At 56.6% G+C, this 19,017-nt stretch carries 12 protein-coding genes; 2 read left to right on the top strand and 10 right to left on the bottom strand.

All coding sequences use genetic code 11. The features are described from left to right. From rapZ to BLQ24_RS01060, 4 genes are read right to left on the bottom strand one after another with little or no spacing between them, the layout of a single operon-like run. On the bottom strand, nt 1-894 hold the full coding sequence (gene rapZ / locus BLQ24_RS01075; RefSeq protein ID WP_242869543.1) for an RNase adapter RapZ: 894 nt from the start codon (nt 892-894) through the stop codon (nt 1-3). Between the two features lie 10 nt (nt 895-904). Continuing rightward, complete coding sequence (locus BLQ24_RS01070; RefSeq protein ID WP_090161778.1) at nt 905-1,696, bottom strand: PHP domain-containing protein; 792 nt, start codon at nt 1,694-1,696, stop codon at nt 905-907. A gap of 3 nt (nt 1,697-1,699) precedes the next feature. Further along, nucleotides 1,700-2,575 carry a UDP-N-acetylmuramate dehydrogenase gene (gene murB / locus BLQ24_RS01065; RefSeq protein ID WP_242869542.1) on the bottom strand — a complete coding sequence of 292 codons (876 nt, stop codon included), beginning with the start codon at nt 2,573-2,575 and terminating at the stop codon, nt 1,700-1,702. Between the two features lies 1 nt (nt 2,576). After that, nucleotides 2,577-3,977 carry an AI-2E family transporter gene (locus tag BLQ24_RS01060; RefSeq protein WP_090161774.1) on the bottom strand — a complete coding sequence of 467 codons (1,401 nt, stop codon included), beginning with the start codon at nt 3,975-3,977 and terminating at the stop codon, nt 2,577-2,579. Nucleotides 3,978-4,161: 184 nt separating this feature from the next. On the opposite strand from BLQ24_RS01060, the gene BLQ24_RS01055 reads away from it, so the two are divergent. Then, the gene (locus BLQ24_RS01055; RefSeq protein WP_090161772.1) at nt 4,162-5,202 is read left to right on the top strand and encodes a polysaccharide deacetylase family protein; all 1,041 of its coding nucleotides are present in this window, start codon (nt 4,162-4,164) and stop codon (nt 5,200-5,202) included. 56 nt (nt 5,203-5,258) lie between these two features. Continuing rightward, entirely contained in the window at nt 5,259-5,852 is a 594-nt protein-coding gene (locus BLQ24_RS01050; RefSeq protein ID WP_090161771.1) for a metallophosphoesterase family protein, read from the top strand. 6 nt (nt 5,853-5,858) lie between these two features. Here BLQ24_RS01050 and BLQ24_RS01045 read toward each other — a convergent pair whose 3' ends face one another. The 6 genes from BLQ24_RS01045 to nifJ all read right to left on the bottom strand — a co-directional run bounded on the left by BLQ24_RS01045 (nt 5,859) and on the right by nifJ (nt 18,998). Beyond that, nucleotides 5,859-6,911 carry a flavodoxin family protein gene (locus tag BLQ24_RS01045; RefSeq protein ID WP_090161769.1) on the bottom strand — a complete coding sequence of 351 codons (1,053 nt, stop codon included), beginning with the start codon at nt 6,909-6,911 and terminating at the stop codon, nt 5,859-5,861. 45 nt (nt 6,912-6,956) lie between these two features. Beyond that, nucleotides 6,957-7,985 carry a Rossmann-fold NAD(P)-binding domain-containing protein gene (locus tag BLQ24_RS01040; protein WP_090161767.1) on the bottom strand — a complete coding sequence of 343 codons (1,029 nt, stop codon included), beginning with the start codon at nt 7,983-7,985 and terminating at the stop codon, nt 6,957-6,959. Between the two features lie 15 nt (nt 7,986-8,000). Further along, nucleotides 8,001-12,857 (bottom strand): nucleotidyl transferase family protein, encoded by a 4,857-nt coding sequence (locus BLQ24_RS01035; protein ID WP_207644934.1) that lies wholly within the window; start codon nt 12,855-12,857, stop codon nt 8,001-8,003. Between the two features lie 151 nt (nt 12,858-13,008). After that, nucleotides 13,009-14,406, bottom strand: a complete 1,398-nt coding sequence (gene gltA, locus BLQ24_RS01030; RefSeq protein WP_090161766.1) for an NADPH-dependent glutamate synthase — start codon at nt 14,404-14,406, stop codon at nt 13,009-13,011. Next, a complete protein-coding gene (locus BLQ24_RS01025; RefSeq protein ID WP_090161764.1) occupies nt 14,399-15,253 on the bottom strand; it encodes a sulfide/dihydroorotate dehydrogenase-like FAD/NAD-binding protein in 855 nt (284 codons plus the stop codon). Before BLQ24_RS01025 ends, gltA begins: the two co-directional genes overlap by 8 nt. A gap of 214 nt (nt 15,254-15,467) precedes the next feature. Continuing rightward, complete coding sequence (gene nifJ / locus BLQ24_RS01020) at nt 15,468-18,998, bottom strand: pyruvate:ferredoxin (flavodoxin) oxidoreductase (protein WP_242869541.1); 3,531 nt, start codon at nt 18,996-18,998, stop codon at nt 15,468-15,470. Between the last annotated feature and the right edge of the window lie 19 nt (nt 18,999-19,017).

Below are 19,017 nucleotides of genomic sequence, written 5' to 3'. Positions count from 1 at the left end.
CTACCTCTTCATTTCTCTGTGCCTGAGGGTCACCCGGTATCCTTCTTCCCGGAAGATACGGGCCATCTCGTTGGCCATGACCACCGACCGGTGCTGGCCGCCGGTACATCCGAATGCGATGTTCAGATGGTACTTTCCCTCCTTCATATAGCAGGGTGCCAGCATCCCCACCAGGCTGTCGATCTGCTGGATGAAACGGCGGGTCACTTCCTGCTTCAGGACGTAGCGCCGCACCTTCTTGTTATTCCCCGTCAGTTTCCGCAGACTGGGTACATAGAACGGGTTGGGGATGAACCGCATGTCGAAGGTAACATCTGTCTCCTCCGGCACACCGTATTTATATCCGAAGGACATGAGGTTCAGCGCAAACTTCGTCTGGGTCTCCGGGTCCGACGTAAACATGTGCTCCATCTCGGCATTGAAAGCCGCCACCTTCAGACTGGTTGTGTCGATGATGACATCCGCCTGTCTGCGGAAGGGATCCAGAATCCGCCGTTCCCGCTCAATCACGTCCCGGGTTGCCGGTCCGTTCGTCAGCGGATGGCTGCGCCGGGTCTCGTTATACCGCTTCACCAGCGTATCGTCACTGGCCTCCAGATAGAGCATGGTCAGATCCACCATCTCGTTTTCCCGGAGGTACTGCAGGAGTCCGCTGATATCCCGGAGGAATTCATCACTGCGGATGTCCACCACGAAGGCAGCCCGGGTGATACTGCTGCCGCCGTAGTAGGTCAGTTCGATAAAGTTGCGGATGAGGGCGGGAGGCATATTGTCAATACAATAATACCCCCGGTCCTCAAACCAGTCTGCCGCATGGGTCTTCCCCGCTCCGGAAAGTCCGGATATGAGGACGACCCGGATCTTATCTTCCTTCATGCTCACCAAATCGGACATCCGTTATCCCTCACCTGTCCCTTCTGTCGACATTCTCTCTGCACTCTATATTCACAATCCGGGCGGGATCCAGCCCCGCCTCCAGCGCCCGCAGGATGCCGCCCTGATAGCTGCCCACCCGTTCCGGCGTGTGGGCGTCACTGGAAATGACGAAACGAACTTCCGGCACCTTCATCGCAGTCCGGATTTCCTCCGTGGTCAGATGGGTGTGCCAGGTGCTGATTTCCATCCAGGTCCCCCGCTCTCCGCAGGCACGGGCGACCTCCGCCATATCCACCGGTCCCTTGTCCCCGGGATGGGTGAGAATCCGTATATCATTCTCATAGAGCGCATTCACATACATTTCCGTCATGACCCGCCGGAGATTCGCTTTCTGTCCGGAAGGCATCAGCCCGTAGGAGGCAAACTTGTTCCCGCTGAGATGGCTGTTCGCCACACCGTAATGATACCCCGCCAACAGGAAATCGAACCGCCGGGCCAGCTCCGGCTCCACATCCAGATGGTTTCCGCCTTCCTTCAGATTCGCCTCCACGCTCTGCCAGATCCGGATATCCGGGTATTCCCGCTTCAGGGCTTCAACCTCCTGCCGCTGTTCGGAAATCCGTTCCCGCCGGATTCCGTAGAACAGGTGCCCCGGCCCGTGATCCGAAATGGCGATTTCCAGAAGGCCCTTCCGCCGCGCCTCTTCCACATTCTGCCGGACGGTTCCCTTTCCGTGGGGCTTCGGAAATCCGTGGGAGTAGATCGTATGGGTGTGGAAATCGAAGGTCATGCGGTATTCGCTGTACACATCCTTCTCCATGGGCTATTCCTCCGGTCCGCCGATGATGCGCACTTCCGGTTCCAGCAGGATGCCGGTCTGATCGAAGACCGTATTCTGAACCAGATGCATCAGATCGATAATATCCCGAGGCGTCGCTCCGCCCCGGTTGATGACAAAGCCGCAGTGCTTCTCGGACACCTGGGCGCCGCCCACCCGGGCACCTCTCAGTCCCGCGTCCTGAATCAGCTTCCCTGCGAAATGACCCGCCGGCCGTTTGAAGAAACTGCCGGCGCTGGGATACTGAAGCGGCTGCTTGCTGCTGCGCTTCTCCAGCATCTCCTTTATTCTCCTGCGGATCTTCTCCGGGTCGTCCGGTGTCAGCCGGATGCGGACGGAGGTGACAATGTCCCCGGTTTCTTCGAAAATACTGTGCCGGTAGGAAAGATCCATCTCTTCCACCGGGACAGTGCGGAGAGCGTCCCCGTCCGCCGTCACCACATCCGCAGAGACCGTCACATCCTTCATCTCGGATCCGTATGCGCCGGCATCCATGAATACGGCACCCCCCAGACTGCCCGGAATACCGGACAGATTCTCGAATCCGGCGAGCCCCGCTTCCAGTGCGGCATTCGCCGCCTGGGACATGAGAGCTGCCGCGCCGATCACCAGTTCATTCCCTTCCCGGCGGATTTCCCCGAAGGAAGGCCCCAGCTTCAGGACCGTGCCGTGAAACCCTCCTTCCCGGAACAGGGTATTGCTGCCGTTTCCCAGCATGACGAAGGGGGACCCGGATCGCCGGATCTCCCGCAGTGCCTCCGCCAGTTCTTCCGGTGTGTCCGGGATCAGCATGCAGTCCGCATTTCCCCCGGTGCGGAAGGACGTGTATATTCCCATATTGACATCTGTCAGTCTTTCCATATTATTTTTCCTCTGTATCCTCTGTGCTCTTCGTGTTCTTCTGCTCCGGCTGCTGTTTCTTCTTCCCCGGGCGCTTCCATACATAATTTCCCTTCGCAGCCTTCCAGCGGTGACGCCGCATCACGCTGTCCAGATCCACCATGCCCCAGTTCGGCTTATGATAGTTCGGATCCACCACATCCCGGGGATCCGCCCCGTAACTGTTGAATTCCAGATAATCGGTGATCTCCGACGGATATCCTTCCCGCTTCAGCGAATGGGACAGATACCGGTCCCAGTAGTATGCAATCACCGCAACGGTAGGCACGCCCAGAATCATACCCGGCACGCCGAACACACCGCCGCCCACAATGATAGCGAACATGACCCAGAAGCTGGCCAGTCCGGTGGTTCCGCCCAGAATGGCCGGCCCCAGAATATTTCCGTCGAACTGCTGCAGTACGAAGACCCAGATCAGGAAGATACCTGCCTTGATCGGATCCTGGATGCATATGATGATGGAGGACGGAATCGCCCCGATGAACGGACCGAAGAACGGAATGACATTGGTCATTCCCACGATTGTGCTGACCAGCACCGGGAACGGCAGTTTCAGCAGCAGCATGCCCACATAGCAGATGATGCCGATGATGATGGAATCGATGATCTTCCCGTTGATGAAGCCGCCGAAAGTGCGGTTGACGAAGTTCCAGAAGTCCATCACGCCGTTATACCGCTTCCGTCCGCAGGAGACCAGAATCAGCCGGCGGGATTTCGCCTTCAGGATTTCTTTCCCGTTCAGAACATAGACACAGACGATCAGGCCGATCAGCATATCCAGCATGACCTTCAGCGTGTTGATGATCCCCACGGACAGCTTGGAAATCAGACTTCCCACACCGGGCAGGAAGACATTCTCCAGTTTGGATATCCCGTAGCTGGTGCTCCGGTTGATGAATCCGTCCACAGAATCCGCCAGATCCCGGTGCCCGCTCTCCACCAGCATGTGCTTCACCCAGACCGAAAATTCGCTGACCTTCCCCGGCATCACTTCCACCAGTCCCACAATACTGTTGAAAATCTGGGGAATGAGCAGCGCCAGAAATGCAACGATCAGGCCGATCAGTACAGCCATGGAGATCACCGTACCCAGAATCCTGGCCCAGGTCATGGCCCGCTTGCCCCGGAGCCTGCGGTGCAGCCGGACATAGAAGAACCGTACGGTGCCGTTATAGACCGGACACAGCAGGTAAGCCATGATGCCGCCGATGATGAAAGGCCTGAGAATGCGCATCAGCTCGTCCACGGCGCCCCGGAAAACACCGATGTTCTTGCAGAAAAAATAAAAGCAGATAATCGCCGCACCGATCAGAAAATACCTTAATCCGCTGCGAAACGCCTCGTTCTTAAATCGCTCTTTCATATCTTCCCTCTCTCATTCCCTTCATATGTACCCAGTATTTTAGCACATTCTTCGTTCATTCTCCATCCATCGTTGACAAGACTCCGTAATGAAATTAGAATTGAGACATTGCGCCGGAAAGGCGCACGGAACATTCAAGAACTTCTCGTTCATATAGATGTAACAGAAAAAAGGAGCAGAACCCATGTCTCGCAACCATTTCAATCCCGGACGGAAATCCGGTTTCGCCGTTTCCCGAACGCTGGTGATCCTGCTGGCAGCTGCTGCACTGGTGCTGCTGGGGGTCATCCTGTACACCCAGAGAGCAGGCTTTCATGCCGGCACCATGGCCCGGAAACCGAAGAAATCCTACAGCCGCATCGCTCTTCCCCGGCGGATCATGCTGTATACCGGAGAGAAACAGACGCTGAAACCCCGGAAGCTGGATTCCGGAAAGGCGCTTCCGGAAATTTCCTGGGACACGAAGGATCCGTCCACAGCGCAAGTGACAAAGGGCAACGTGGTTTCCGCCCGAAAAGCCGGAAAGACCACTCTGACCTGGCGCACCGACAGCGGAGAAAAGCAGAATCTGACGGTTTTCGTCCGCCGGAAGCCGGCGAAAAAGGTGATCTACCTCACGTTTGACGACGGCCCGGGCGCCCGGAATACGCCGCGGCTCCTGAACCTGCTGAAGAAATACGATGCGAAAGCCACCTTCTTCCTGGTGGGAACGGAAGTGTCCGCTCACCCGGAAATCGTCCGCCGGGAATTCCGGGAAGGACACACGGTGGCCATCCACACCTACACCCATAATTACAACCAGATCTACAAGAACACCTCGGCATTCTTCCGGGACTTCGACCGGATTGAAAAGCAGCTGACCGGGATTACCGGCCAGAAACCCCGCTTCAACCGGATGCCGGGGGGCAGCAACAATGCCATCGTCTCCCGGAAAAATGCAAAGACGATCCAGCGGATTCTCCGCAAGAAGGGATATATCTGCATGGACTGGAACGCAGCCACCAACGACGCGGTGGGCATCGCCTATTCCACAGATACCATGGCCCGTTACGGCATGAAATCCATCAACGCCGTCCGGACACCCATCGTGCTGATCCACGATTCTGATATGAAAACGAAGACGGTGCCGGTTGTGAAGAAACTGCTAAAGCATTATACGAAGAAAGGATACTCCTTCGAAGCCCTGGATATGTACCATGGACCGGCGATCCAGTTCACGAAATAATCCCGGTGCCGGGGCAGCCGGGACGGAACCAATACGAAAAAAAGGAGAGATGCGTCATGAAATTACTGGTTGTCAGCGACACCCACGGAAAGACAGAAAAGGTCCGGGACGTTTACGAGAAGATTTCCGCCCAGGATTCCATCGATGCGCTGATTCACTGCGGTGATTATAAACGGGATGCGGAAGAACTGGCCCGGATCCTGGACATCCCGGTTTACGGCATCCCGGGCAACTGCGACGGCGGCTTCCGGGCAGAATTTCTCACCGTCCCGACGCCGGCCGGGAACATTCTGGTGACCCACGGCCACGGCGAACATGTGGATTACGGCCTGGAAGAACTGAACCAGCTGGCGCTGAGCCTGGACTGCCGCTGCGCCTGCTTCGGCCACACCCATGTGCCGGTTCAGGAGACTTCCGCCGAGGGCATTCTGATGGTGAATCCGGGAAGCCTTACCCGGCCCCGGGACGGCAGTTCCGACGGATCCTGCGCCGTTCTGTATGCAGAGCCGGAGGGCATCACCGCATCCATCCTTCATTATGATTCGATCATGAAGGAACCGGGAAGCACTTCAGGAGGCAGCCGGCCGCCGAAGAAAAAGGCAAGGGGCGGATTCCTCCGAAAAATCATGAATTACAGTGACGGGCAGTAATGCCCGTCATTTTAGCATGCGGGCCGCCATCCTGTCCGCCCGGCCGTCAATGCCGGGACACTTCAGAATACTGCGGGGGTCATTAGCCGTCTCCGTCAGGATGCCGTGGCCCGGTACCGGAAAATTCTTGTTCAGGCACATGGCGTCCAGAATCTGTTCTGCAACAATGTCTCCGCCGCTGTAGCCGGAGACCACCAGACCGTAGACCCGCTTCCGGCTGAAATCCTCGAAATTCTTCCGGAACAGCGCTGTCAGCCGGTTGAAGAAGGCGTTGATATTCGCACTCACCGCATCATTGTAATTCGGACAGATCAGCATGATCTCATCCGCCCGGAGAATGGCGGGATACACTTTCTCCACCATGACCCCGCCGTAGAAGCAGTCCGCCTGCTCTCCGAAGTGGAGACAGGCCTGGAAACTGCATCCCCGGCAGTCCACCACCGTGCCGTTCCGCAGGGAGATTTCCTCCAGTTCCCCCCGGCTGCCGATCCGTTCCCGGATCATCTGCCAGAGGAGAAGGGTGTTGGAGGTTTTCCGGCTGCTGGCATGGATGGCCAGGATCCGGGGCTTCCCGCCGCCTGCCGGACCGGGGAGCCGGAACTGCTCCAGCCTCCGGACCAGCCGGGCCGCACTCAGACAGTAGGCCTCCTCCACATCCACACCCTGCAGCTTCGCCTGGGTCCGGAAATTATACAGAGATCCGGTGGCTTCTACCATGGGCTTCCCCGGCAGATCCATGCCCGCCTGATTGGCGAAAAAAGCCAGTTCCCGGCCCACCTGTTTCGTGAACAGTTCTCCGGGTCCGTCCACCAGAATCCCGCCGCAGCTGCCCTCCATACAGTCCGGGTGCAGAACCAGGTGCTCCATAATCCGGCGGTATCCTTCCCCCGGTCCGCCGGCGGAAAGGGCCACACAGAACAGCACCCGTCCGTTCCGCACGCCGCAGAAATCCGCCGCATCCGCCTCTTCAAACGCTGCCCCCTCCAGGGCACGGTCCAGAATCCGGAGCAGGCGCCCGCCCCGGCCGGCGCCGCAGTCAGCCTTGATCACAGTGATCATGATTCCTCATCTCCTTCGTCCGCCGCATGATCGAACGGCTTCCGGTTATTCTTTGTCCAGTGCACACAGCCCCCGGTACGCTCCGGCCAGCCGGGCATACAGCAGCGGGCTCAGTTCCGGGTCCTCGAACTCGGTCCCCTCCGGGGTCAGCCGGTTTTTCATGCCGAAGTATGCGCCCCGGTCCCTGTCTCCCAGCCAGATGGAACTGTAATGCCATTCCCCCCGCAGCGTCAGCAGAATGGACAGCGCCGCCGAAGAGAAGGCGGGGGCGATATACGGCTTATATCCCAGTTCCCGGACCCGGAGGTTGGCGCCGGCAGCCAGGTCGGTCAGTTCCCGGGACAGCCGGTCGTCGTAAGCGGTAATGCTGTTGGCAATGACCAGATCCCGGCCATGGGGGCCGAAGGCTCTCCCCTCCGTCAGGTAGGAAGCGAAACGGGGGTCCCTCTCCGCATAGTAACAGGCTCTGGCGTTCATGACCCCCAGTCCGTACCCCCGGATCTGGTCCGGCATGAGGCCGGAGGTGCGGCGGAAGGCCGCCGCCAGGGGATCCACCGGGTCCGAGATGATGCAGGCGAGACCGGTGTAACCGGCTTTTTTTGCCAATTGGCCGTAATGGGATATGATCCCCCGGTTCGCCGCCAGCTGCGCCATGCGCACATCCCCGGACGCCCCCACTTCCGGCACCCCTTTCGAAGCACAGAACAGGAAAACGTCACAGTCGAACACATCTTCTTCGTCGACAATATCCACCGGCGGCAGCGCCCCGGCTTCTCCCTTCTCCCCCGGGAAGGGATAGCGGATCTGGTTGATCTCCATTTCCAGCCGCTCCAGGTTATTCCGGTTCAGATCGCAGATGCCCATGGAATCGATGACATCTCCGCCCAGAAGCCTGAGGCCCGTGAGCAACGTCCTGCCCACGTCCCCCAGCGCTGCGATGTTCACCCTGACCCGGTCCCCCGGCAGCGGATCCCGGGTCAGGGCGATCCGCCGACGGAGTCCGATCTCTGCCGGCAGACTGCTGACCCGCCGCCCGTCTTCCACCGGAATCCATTGATATTCTTCTTCCTGCATAGTCTCACTCCCGGGCTAATCGCCCCACTTCAGCCGGATCAGCCGCTCGATATCATTTTCAATGAACCGGGACGGCTCCACATTTTCGTCGAATTTCACTGCCACATCCATGTCCGGAATCCGCGGCGTGGTGATCACTTCACCCAGCCTCTTCAAGGTCAGACGCTTCGAATAGGTATCCTGGTAGACCTCCTGCAGCGTCTCCATAATATGCTTCGCATTCCGGAGGCAGGTGAGGGAATACTGATATTCCGCGTCCGGGTCCCCCTTCCCGATGAACTCCGGTTTCACGTACGGCATGATCAGATTGACCGAGGAACTGCGTTCACAGCCGCCGTAACCCTTCCGGCTGTCGATGCTGTCGCCGCCCACGAACGGGTAGCAGTCCCGCTCGTTGAGCCACATGCGGATCGTCGGCAGGAAGTAAGCGCTTTCCACGTTCAGACTCTGGTCCGCCATCAGGTCCATGGCCCGGCCGGTCATGACGCCGGAGAGCACCACCTTGATCTCCACCCCTGCCTTCTTCAGATAAGGGGTCAGCATGCGCATGCGGTGCCCCTTGTGCAGCAGGTCATCGATCAGGATCACCGGACGGTTGAAGGACTTGATTGTCCGGACCTGATTCATCACAGAGGAATAGTTGTGGGCCTCTGCGATTTTGAACCCTTTCACGGAACGGTTGAAATATTTTTCAATGTGCAGCGCCTTGGTCACTGTGTTCGGCACCAGCACGTCGCTCAGGGCCTTCCCGAACGGCACGGACATGTACGGCCCCCGCCGCTTCCGCTTATCATCGATGGTGGAGACGCCGTTCAGTTCCGCCACCTTGCGGATGATCTTGTTATGCACCGCACTCATGTTGAAGGACAGGATCAGGTTCCCCGGATAGATCTGATTCATCACCTTCAGCAGGTGATCGTGGGCATCTTTCAAAGCCCGCAGAACCCGGGGATCCTTGTTGAACGGGTTCTTGATAATGGTCTCCACATCCCGGAAGATGATCACCGGCGACTTCATGTCCACCGCCAGCAGCGGACGGTCCGCCTCCTCCGGCGCAATGTTCACGAATCCCTGTTTCTTCAGGGCCCGGAGCACCGGCTCGTTATATCCCGCCTCATCCACCGGGTTGTAGATCGCATAGGCATAGTCCCGGGCGATGAGTTCCGTCAGCATCTCCGTGATGGCAATCTGACTCACATTCTCGATTTCTCCGTGCCTGTCCGCATAGAAGAATCCGATGGACGCCACACTTCCCTTCGCACTCAGACGAATGTGGGCCGCCACTGCCGGGTCCTTCACTTCTTTCAGCAGATCCCGGGTTCCCACCGGGTGAACGGCCGAGAAGGCGATCATTTTTTTGTCCTTCCCCGCATTGTCGATGTACTGGGTCCAGACGTGATCCTGCTCCACATACCGGTCCACCGCATTGGTGTCATACCCCGCCCCGGTCAGCTGACTGTACAGGGGCCAGAGGCTCTCCGCCCCCCGGGGCTTGAAGGCACCGATGCCGATTTCCCGGGCCTCCAGCACATGCTTGTACGTCGGCTCCCGGAGGTACATGTCGTTGTCGTAGATGAAATTCTGGGCCACCGCATCGATCAGATTCGAAATGTCCCGGTTCAGGTCAATGTTCTCCCGGATCCGGGTGGAACTGATGTCCTCGTAGAACTTGTCCAGCTTCAGGTGGATCACATCCGCCTTGATGCCGTAGGTCTTCTGCTCCGGATCCTCCCCCTCATTTTCGCTGGATTCCCTGGCGAAGATGATGTGGTTCACCGTATGAATAGAATCCGGCATCGGCGGTGCCTTGTACGCCGACGCATTCTCCACCACGTCGGAGCCCACCGCAATGTACAGGTCCTTCCCCTCGAACACCTTCTTCAGGTATTTCACATCCTCCGGATTCGCAATATTGATGGAAATATCATCCGGGAACGGGTACATGTTCTCTTCGTTTGCCACCGACATATTCATGATCTTCCGGCGCATGAGCCGGGGCTGGGTGTGCTTGGACCAGGAGAATTCATCCAGGGCCAGATAAACGTCGAATCCCATATCCCGGATCCGGGCGGCCACTGCCTTGTGCCCGAGGCTGAACGGGTCGAACGTTCCCGGGTAGAAACAGGCCTTCCGCCGCTTCGGAAAGGCGAAACTCCCGGTCTCGAACTGATGCAGGCCGATGTACCGGTAGATGTGGTTCAGCACGGCGGCGTTACTATAAAAATCCAGATCCCCCTCCACATTCTCATTCAGCATGACCCGGATCTTCTTGCAGCAGTGCACGAACAGGAAATCCTTCTGCTCCATGGGAACCCGGGACTCCGCAAACAGCGCCCCCACATCCACGAACGCATCCCGGCTCAGCTCCCGGTTATAGTGGGAGCAGGCCTTGATCATAATATAGAGCATCCGAAGCTGCCGCTTCGCATTCTCCTCCCCGGGGAACTGGGAGGCAAAGTAATGGAAATTCCGCAGCATGACGCCGATGGTATTCACCATGGACGCCGCCACCTGAATGTTGGCCCCGAGAATATGCTGTTCCAGCGTGATAATCATCTCATCCAGCTCGCTGGGCCGGAGCATCAGCGTCAGCCGTCCCAGGAACTCCGGCACATATTTTGACACAATCGGATCCCCGGTTTCCAGGCCGTTGAAAAGTTCCACCGCCAGCTCGTTCCGCTGGGAGTAGGTCATCTCCCGGCAGATCCGGATCAGCGCCCGGCCCGCCGTATTTCTCACCGACACCGTTTCACTGACCTTCAGCAGATTGGTCAGATGCATGCCCAGATGCATCATGCTGCCCAGGTCCTTGTCATCCCGGAGATTCCGGAGCATCAGTTCGATGTTCGCCACCTTGATGATCCAGCTGGTGCCCATCTTCAGGTCCTCCAGGAACAGTGCCCCTTCACTGTCCTGGAAATTCTGGTCGTCCGCCGGCAGCCCCATGACAACGCGAAGATCCCGGTAGTACTCTTCTTCATCGTAATCCGGAAGATATTTCCGGGCGGTGCGGATCGCACCCACCAGCAGCTCCTTGATTTCCGCCTGCTGCGCCCGCCGGATGAACGGAATCACCTCCTGCCGGAAGGTCTCGTCGGTCTCCGTCCGGACATCCATCAGCGTTTTCAGCAGAATCAGTTCATGTTCGGTGCGCTCCTCCGCCGTCATGGCGGCAGGCTCAGCTTCTTCCCGGTAGTACTCTGCCAGGGTTTCCAGATAGGCCCGGCGCTCCTCTTCATCCGAACCCTTCAGCGCGGAGCGGACAAAATGTCCCATGCAGTAGCCGATCCATTTCTTGTGCTGCTCTGTGTAACGGAGCCCCGGCTCCGCAATCTGCTTCAGGTAGTCCCGGAAAAGGGAAAGGTTCGTCACTGCTTTCTTCCGGAGATGAACTCCCTCCGGCAGTTCTTTCTCATAATTCTCATTGAAATCCGAGATGATTCTTCCCATGAGATCCGCCGCCTGAAGCCGGATGTCCGCTTCCCGGTGGGACAGAAGCTCGAACAGGAATTTCAGCGTCATCGTCTTCTGCCGCTCCGTCATATAAGTGGAATATTCATCGAAAATGTTGATATAGGTGCGGACATTCTTCCACTGCCGCTCGCTTCTGGCCGCTTCAATCAGATTGCCGAAGTCGCTGTCCTTGCTGAAGATACTCATGAGGCGGATGTTGTGACTGATGGCCTCGTATTTCAGCTGGCTGACAATGTCCTCCCCCTCCAGCAGAACCTGCTCCCGCTTCGTCGGCTGCGGCGGTTCCGCCGGCTTCCTCGGACACTTTCCGAATTGCTCCGGCAGCGCCGTCTCCACCCCGAATTCCCGCATGTAATCTTCGAAGTCCTTCAGTTTCGCATAGACCTTCTGATAGCGCTGCCGTTTCGCATCGTCCACATTATCCAGCTTATTCAGAATGACATCGAAGGACTCCTTCAGTGTATAGAAATGGACTTCTTCCGTCCCGTCCTCCTTCCGGCTGCTCTTCACCCGGAAATCCGCATAGATCAGCAGCAGGGACTCCACCGACAGGTTCTCCAGTTCCAGATCCCAGACAGAATGATTCACGGCGATATGACCGATGGCCGGAAGATGCACTCTGGCGCAGTACAGGTCAGTGTAATAATAGTGCAGATACGGAACCCGCTTCCCTTCGTTCTTCTTGCAGCCGTACTTCCCGATATCATGGAGCGCAGCCGCGCCGGAAATGACCGCCAGATCCACCGGGACACCCACTTCCGCCAGCTGGTAGGCCATGTACATGGCCACGTAATGCACTCCGCCGATGTGGCCGATGGTGTTGAAAGGGGTGATCTCACAACCGATCCGCATGAATTCCAGGATGTATTCCTCCCGGAAGAGATCCAGCATCTCCAGATACTCCCGGTTCCAGTTTCCCGCCAGCACTTCCTGCCGGTTCAGAAGCCACAGATCCTTCCGGGGATCGAACGGCAGTGTCTTCCGTTCGAACTCCAGCGCCGCCCGCAGCACCTGCATCAGCAGAGCCCGGCCGGTCTCGTACTCCTCCTCATCCGGAAGCTCGGCGGTTTCCGGAAACAGCCTGGCCAGAATGTGATTGTAGCAGTAGGTCAGCCATCCTTCCTCCGGCTCGTCCTCCAGACAATCCAGGTATTTCCGGGCGGTTTCCGCCACTTCCTCCATCAGAAAGCGGCCCTGCTCCGGGGTGCCGCAGTAGGCTTCCTGGGACCGTTCCTCCTGCTCTGCCAGTTCTCCTGCAATCTGCCGCAGGGCGTCGGAGGAGAGCAGCCGTTCAATCCGCTCCTCGTCCAGATCCGCTTCTTCCAGAAAATCCGGGTCCCGCAGTTCCGTCTCCAGCATTTCTGCGATTTCTGTTCTGATTTCCCTGTTTTCGTCCATATCGCACCTCATTCCGGCAGAAAATAATGTTCTCAGAATAATTGTATCTTTCCCACATCCTGCTGTCAATCCGGGCATGACTTTCATGAACGGCACACAAAAAAAGCAGGCGGGCTGCTCCGCAGCCCGCCTTTCTCAGTGGATGGAAATCCTATTTCGCCTTGTTCTGGATGTATTCGTCGATACCTGCCGCAGCAACCTTGCCTGCGCCCATGGCCTTGATGACCGTAGCCGCACCGGTTACCGCATCTCCGCCGGCGAACACGCCCGGACGGCTGGTCATGCCGGTTTCGTCGTTGACATCGATGCCGCCCTTCTTCGTCGGCTCGATGCCCGGTGTCGTATCTCTGATCAGGCTGTTAACCCGCGTACCCAGGGACATGATGACGTAATCCACATCTTCGATGAATTCGGAACCCTCGATTGGAATCGGGCGTCTTCTGCCGGAAGCATCCGGTTCGCCCAGTTCCATCTTGATGCACTTCACACCGGTAACATTACCGTTCTCATCACCGACGATCTCCACCGGGTTCGTCAGGAAGTGGAACTTAATGCCCTCTGCCTTCGCATGTTCGAATTCCTCTGCTCTCGCCGGAACTTCCTTCTCGGAACGACGGTAGATCAGCGTGACGTCCGCACCCATTCTCTTCGCACAGCGGGAAGCGTCCATCGCCACGTTGCCTGCGCCGACGATGGCCACCTTCTTCGGACGGGAGATCGGTGTATCATAGTCGTCTCTGTATGCCTTCATCAGGTTGATTCTGGTCAGATACTCGTTCGCCGAAACAACGCCTACCAGGGATTCGCCCGGGATATTCATGAACATCGGCAGACCTGCGCCTGTGCCGACGAACACGGCCTCGAAGCCTTCCTCGTCCATCAGTTCGTCGATTGTGATCGCCTTTCCGACGATGGCATCAGTGACGAACTTGACGCCCTTCTTCTCCAGCTTCTCCACTTCAATCGCAACGATTTCCTTCGGGAGACGGAACTGCGGAATACCGTAAACCAGTACGCCGCCCACCTTGTGCAGCGCTTCGAATACAGTTACTTCGTATCCCTTGTTCACCAGGTCTCCGGCAGCGGTCAGACCCGCAGGGCCCGCACCGATCACAGCAACCTTGTGGCCGTTGGAAGCCGGCTTCTCGATCTTCTCATCTCCGTGGGTGGCGTTATGTGTGTCAGCAACGAACCGCTCCAGACGGCCGATACCCACCGGCATGCCCTTGATTCCACGGACGCACTTGCTCTCACACTGGTTCTCCTGCGGGCATACACGGCCGCAGACTGCCGGCAGAGAGTTGGTGGAGGTGATGACCTCGTAAGCGCCTTCATAATCCTTCTCTACAACCTTCGCGATGAATTCCGGAATCCGTACGTTGACCGGGCATCCGCTGACACACGGCTTGTTCTTGCAGTTCAGGCATCTCGCCGCTTCGTCCAGTGCGATCTCTTCTGTATATCCGAGGGCAACTTCTTCGAAGTTCTTGTTCCGAACATCCGGCTCCTGCTCCGGCATCGGATTCTTATCATTTCTCATGTTAGGCATTGCTTCTCACTCCTCCCGTCAGTTTGCAGATGTGTTCTCTATCGTGGGCTTCCTGTTCGGCAAATGTCTTGCCTCTCTTGATCAGAAGATCCCAGTCGATCAGGGAACCGTCGAAGTCCGGTCCGTCAACGCAGACGAACTTCGGTTCACCGCCGATGATGGCCCGGCAGCCTCCGCACATACCGGTACCGTCGATCATATAGGTGGCCAGGGAAGCCACGGAAGGAATGCCGTAATCCTGCGCAATTCCGCAGACGAACTTCATCATGATGGCCGGTCCGACCGCAACGATTTCATCGTACTTCTCACCGGAATCCAACAGTGCCTTCAGCTTATCTGTGGTGAAGCCCTTCTCACCGTATGTACCGTCGTCTGTCATCATGAAGACCCGGTCCACACCGGCACGGAACTCATCTTCCAGAATGACGATGTCCTTCGTCTTGAATCCGCAGATCATATCAACGTGAATACCGGCCTTGTGCATGCCGATTGCCAGAGGATATGCCAGCGCATTGCCGACGCCGCCGCCGACGATCGCAACCTTCTTCAGACCCTCCATGTGAGAAGGCTGACCCAGAGGCCCGACCAGATCTGCCAGGCAGTCGCCCACGTTCAGCTGAGACAGCAGAATCGATGTTCTGCCTACTGACTGAACGATGATATCAACAGTTCCCTTCTCAGCGTCATGACCCGCCATCGTAATAGGAATCCGTTCACCGTACTCATCGACTCTGAGGATGATGAACTGTCCCGGCTTCGCATGTCTCGCTACCAGTGGCGCATAGATCGTATACCAGTTGATGGTATCGTTCAGCTGCCGTTTGTTCACGATTTCAAACCTTTTCACTGTAAACTCCTCCTATAAATTTCTCGCACGATAGAGAAGATAAAAAATTAACAATCCTCTCTAAACAACAGGGGCCAATGGAAATTGGCCCCTGTTCTGTTGCCCGATCTTATTGACCCACAAATAGTTTACTACAGTCGTCAGACTCTTTCAACTCTTACCGGGTATTTCGGTCAAATTATCCTTGGCCCTCGGTTAGTTTCTCCTGAGGAGATTACTTTCCGAAGTTTTCCTCCGTGTGCTTCAGACGGTCGTAACGAGCCAGAGCATCCTTCTCTGCCTGTTCGAACAGAGCTTCCGCTCTCTCCGGGAACTTCAGAGTCAGGGAGTTGTAACGTACTTCTCCCATGATGTAGTCTCTGTAGCTCTTGGAAGCAGCCTTGGAATCAACGTGCAGCGGGTTCTCACCTGCAGCAGCCTTGTCCGGGTTGTATCTCAGCAGGTTCCAGTAACCGCACTCAACAGCATCCTTCATTTCTTCCTGAGCCTTCGCCATACCCTTCTTGATGCCGTGGTTGATGCACGGTGAGTAAGCGATGATGATGGACGGTCCGTTGTAAGCTTCCGCTTCCTTGATCGCCTTCACTGTCTGCTCCGGATCCGCACCCATAGCAACCTGTGCTACGTATACGTAACCATACTGCATGAAGATGGAAGCCATATCCTTCTTCTTCAGTGCCTTACCGGATGCTGCGAACTGTGCAACCGCACCCATCGGAGTGGACTTGGAGGACTGTCCGCCTGTGTTGGAGTAAACCTCTGTATCGAATACGAGGACATTGACGTTCATACCGGAAGCCAGTACGTGGTCCAGTCCGCCGTAACCGATATCATAGGACCAGCCGTCACCGCCGAAGATCCACATGGACGGCTTTCTCAGCATGTCTGCATTGTCAGCGATGAACTTCGCATCTGCGTTGTCCTGGCCGGCAACAGCAGCAGCCAATGCCTCACCGGTTGTCTTGGAAGCCTCAGCATCGTCGAACGCTTCAACCCAAGCCTTTGCTTCCGGTGTGCCCAGTCTCTCTGCAGCAGACTTCACTTCTTCACGTCTGGTCTGTACGGATACAGCCATACCCATACCAAACTCAGCGTTATCCTCGAACAGGGAGTTGCCCCATGCCGGGCCCTGACCCTTTTCGTTTACTGTGTACGGTGTGGACGGAGCGGAGTTACCCCAGATGGAGGAGCATCCTGTCGCGTTCGCAATGTACATTCTGTCACCGAACAGCTGTGTAACCAGCTTAGCATACGGAGATTCTCCGCAGCCCGGGCAAGCACCGTTGAACTCCAGCAGCGGCTGCTTGAACTGGGAACCCTTCACGGAATCCACCTTGAACGGCAGCTCCTTCGGTGTCACTTCCTTGAACAGCTTGTCGAACTTCGCCTGTGTTGTCGCAACCAGCTCGTCGTCTACCGGTGTCATTGTGATGGTCTTCACCGGGCAGACCTGAGCGCAGGAACCGCAGCCTGTGCAGTCCATAGCGGATACAGCGATGGTGAACTTCAGATCTTCGACGCCCTTGCCGGTCATCTTCTTCACGCCGTCAACGCCTTCCGCCTCAGCTTCTGTCATCGCGAACGGTCTGATAACCGCATGCGGGCAGACATAGGAGCAGCGGTTGCACTGTACGCACTTCTCTGCATTCCATACCGGAATATCTGTCGCAATACCACGCTTCTCGTAAGCAGCTGTACCAGCCGGGATGCTGCCGTCCTGCTGCTTCAGGAATGCGGAAACCGGAATGCTGTCGCCGTCCATAGCGCCCATCGGTACCATGACGTCGTTCAGGAAGTCTGTCATTTCCTGATCGCGGCCAACCAGCTTGACTGCTTCTGTATCGTCTACAGCATCCGCCCAGGAAGCCGGAACCTCAACCTTGTGAACCTTCGCAATACCGGCATCTACCGCTGCGCAGTTCATGTTGACGATCTTCTCACCCTTGCGGCCGTATGTCTTCTTGATTGCATCCTTCATGTACTTCTCAGCATCATCGATTGGAATGATGTTCGCAATCTTGAAGAATGCCGCCTGCAGAACGGAGTTCGTTCTTCTGGCACCCAGGCCGATTTCCTTCGCGATAGAAACAGCATCACAAGTGTAGAAGTTGATGTTGTTCTTCGCAATGTATCTCTTCACCTTGCCCGGCAGATGCTCTTCCAGCTCATCATCGCTCCATGTGCAGTTCAGCAAGAAGTTTCCGCCCGGAACAACGTCCTCAACCATGTTGTACTTCGCCAGGTATGCGCTGTTGTGGCATGCTACGAAGTTCGCCTGCTTAACGTAGTAAGTGGACTTAATCGGGGAATCACCGAAGCGCAGGTGGGAAATGGTAACACCACCGGACTTCTTGGAGTCATACTGGAAGTAAGCCTGTACCTTCTTATCTGTGTGGTCACCGATGATCTTGACACTGTTCTTGTTCGCACCAACCGTACCGTCGGAACCCAAACCCCAGAACTTGCAGGCAACTGTGCCTTCCGGAGCTGTGTTCGGATAGTGGCTCGGTGTCAGGGACAGATGTGTGACATCGTCGTTGATGGACAGCGTGAATTCCTTCTTCTCGTCTGCTGCGCCCATGTTCTCGTATACTGCGAGGATGTCGCCCGGCTGAACGTCCTTGGAACCCAGACCGTAACGGCCGCGGATTATTTCAACATTGCCGAACTTCGTTCCGTTCAGAGCAGCAACAACATCCAGGTACAGCGGTTCGCCTGTGGAACCCGGCTCCTTCGTTCTGTCCAGAACAGCGATTTCCTTCACTGTTTCCGGAATTACGTTCAGGAGGTACTTCTGGGAGAACGGTCTGTACAGGTGAACTTCCACCAGACCAACCTTCTCGCCCTTCGCTGTCAGGTGGTCGATCAGTTCCTCTGCTGCGTCGCAGACAGAACCCATAGCGACGATGACCTTCTCTGCATCCGGAGCGCCATAGTAGTTGAACGGCTTATAATCGGTACCGATCTTCTCGTTAATCATTTCCATGTACTTGTTAACGATGTCCGGTGTTTCCGCATAGTTCGTGTTCGCCGCTTCGCTGTGCTGGAAGAACGCTTCCGGCTGCTCAGCAGAACCAATTGTGTGCGGGTGGTTCGGGTTCAGCGCATGATCCTTGAATGCCTTCAGCGCATCCCAGTCAACCATTTCCTTCAGTGTTTCATAATCCCAGTAATGAATCTTCTGGTACTCGTGGGATGTTCTGAAACCATCGAAGAAGTTCAGCATCGGCAGATGACCCGCAATCGTTGCCAGGTGTGCAACAGCGGACAGGTCCATTACCTGCTGAACGCTGTTGGAAGCCAGCATAGCGAATCCTGTCTGACGTGTTGCCATAACGTCGGAATGATCACCGAAGATGGACAGCGCGTGAGTGGAAATCGCACGAGCGGATACATGGAATACTGCAGGAACCTGCTCTGCAGCAATCTTGAACATGTTCGGTACCATCAGCAGCAGACCCTGGGAAGCCGTGAACGTGGATGTCAGGGAACCAGTGGAAATGGAACCGTGAACAGCGCCTGCTGCGCCTGCTTCGGACTCCATCTCGACGATCTTCACCGGCTCGCCGAAGATGTTCTTTCTTCCTTCAGAAACCCATTCGTCCATATTCTCAGCCATCGGAGAAGATGGAGTGATCGGGTAGATGGCAGCGACCTCTGTGAACGCATATGCTACGTGCGCAGCGGCCATGTTACCATCCATGGTCTTGAGCTGTCTGGTGTCAGCTACATGCTTGTTAGCCATAATAAGCACTCCTTTCAAA

The organism is Eubacterium pyruvativorans (assembly GCF_900102225.1).
Lineage (GTDB): Bacteria > Bacillota > Clostridia > Peptostreptococcales > Anaerovoracaceae > Aminicella > Aminicella pyruvativorans.
Note: the sequence above shows the minus strand (reverse complement) of the source record. Positions and strands in the feature narration are given on the sequence as shown.

What these genes read in the sequence shown, in the direction of transcription:
- rapZ (WP_242869543.1), bottom strand. Translation starts at nt 894, where the DNA reads ATGTCCGATTTGGTGAGCATGAAGGAAGATAAGATCCGGGTCGTCCTC.
- BLQ24_RS01070 (WP_090161778.1), bottom strand. Translation starts at nt 1,696, where the DNA reads ATGGAGAAGGATGTGTACAGCGAATACCGCATGACCTTCGATTTCCAC.
- murB (WP_242869542.1), bottom strand. Translation starts at nt 2,575, where the DNA reads ATGGAAAGACTGACAGATGTCAATATGGGAATATACACGTCCTTCCGC.
- BLQ24_RS01060 (WP_090161774.1), bottom strand. Translation starts at nt 3,977, where the DNA reads ATGAAAGAGCGATTTAAGAACGAGGCGTTTCGCAGCGGATTAAGGTAT.
- BLQ24_RS01055 (WP_090161772.1), top strand. Translation starts at nt 4,162, where the DNA reads ATGTCTCGCAACCATTTCAATCCCGGACGGAAATCCGGTTTCGCCGTT.
- BLQ24_RS01050 (WP_090161771.1), top strand. Translation starts at nt 5,259, where the DNA reads ATGAAATTACTGGTTGTCAGCGACACCCACGGAAAGACAGAAAAGGTC.
- BLQ24_RS01045 (WP_090161769.1), bottom strand. Translation starts at nt 6,911, where the DNA reads ATGATCACTGTGATCAAGGCTGACTGCGGCGCCGGCCGGGGCGGGCGC.
- BLQ24_RS01040 (WP_090161767.1), bottom strand. Translation starts at nt 7,985, where the DNA reads ATGCAGGAAGAAGAATATCAATGGATTCCGGTGGAAGACGGGCGGCGG.
- BLQ24_RS01035 (WP_207644934.1), bottom strand. Translation starts at nt 12,857, where the DNA reads ATGGACGAAAACAGGGAAATCAGAACAGAAATCGCAGAAATGCTGGAG.
- gltA (WP_090161766.1), bottom strand. Translation starts at nt 14,406, where the DNA reads ATGCCTAACATGAGAAATGATAAGAATCCGATGCCGGAGCAGGAGCCG.
- nifJ (WP_242869541.1), bottom strand. Translation starts at nt 18,998, where the DNA reads ATGGCTAACAAGCATGTAGCTGACACCAGACAGCTCAAGACCATGGAT.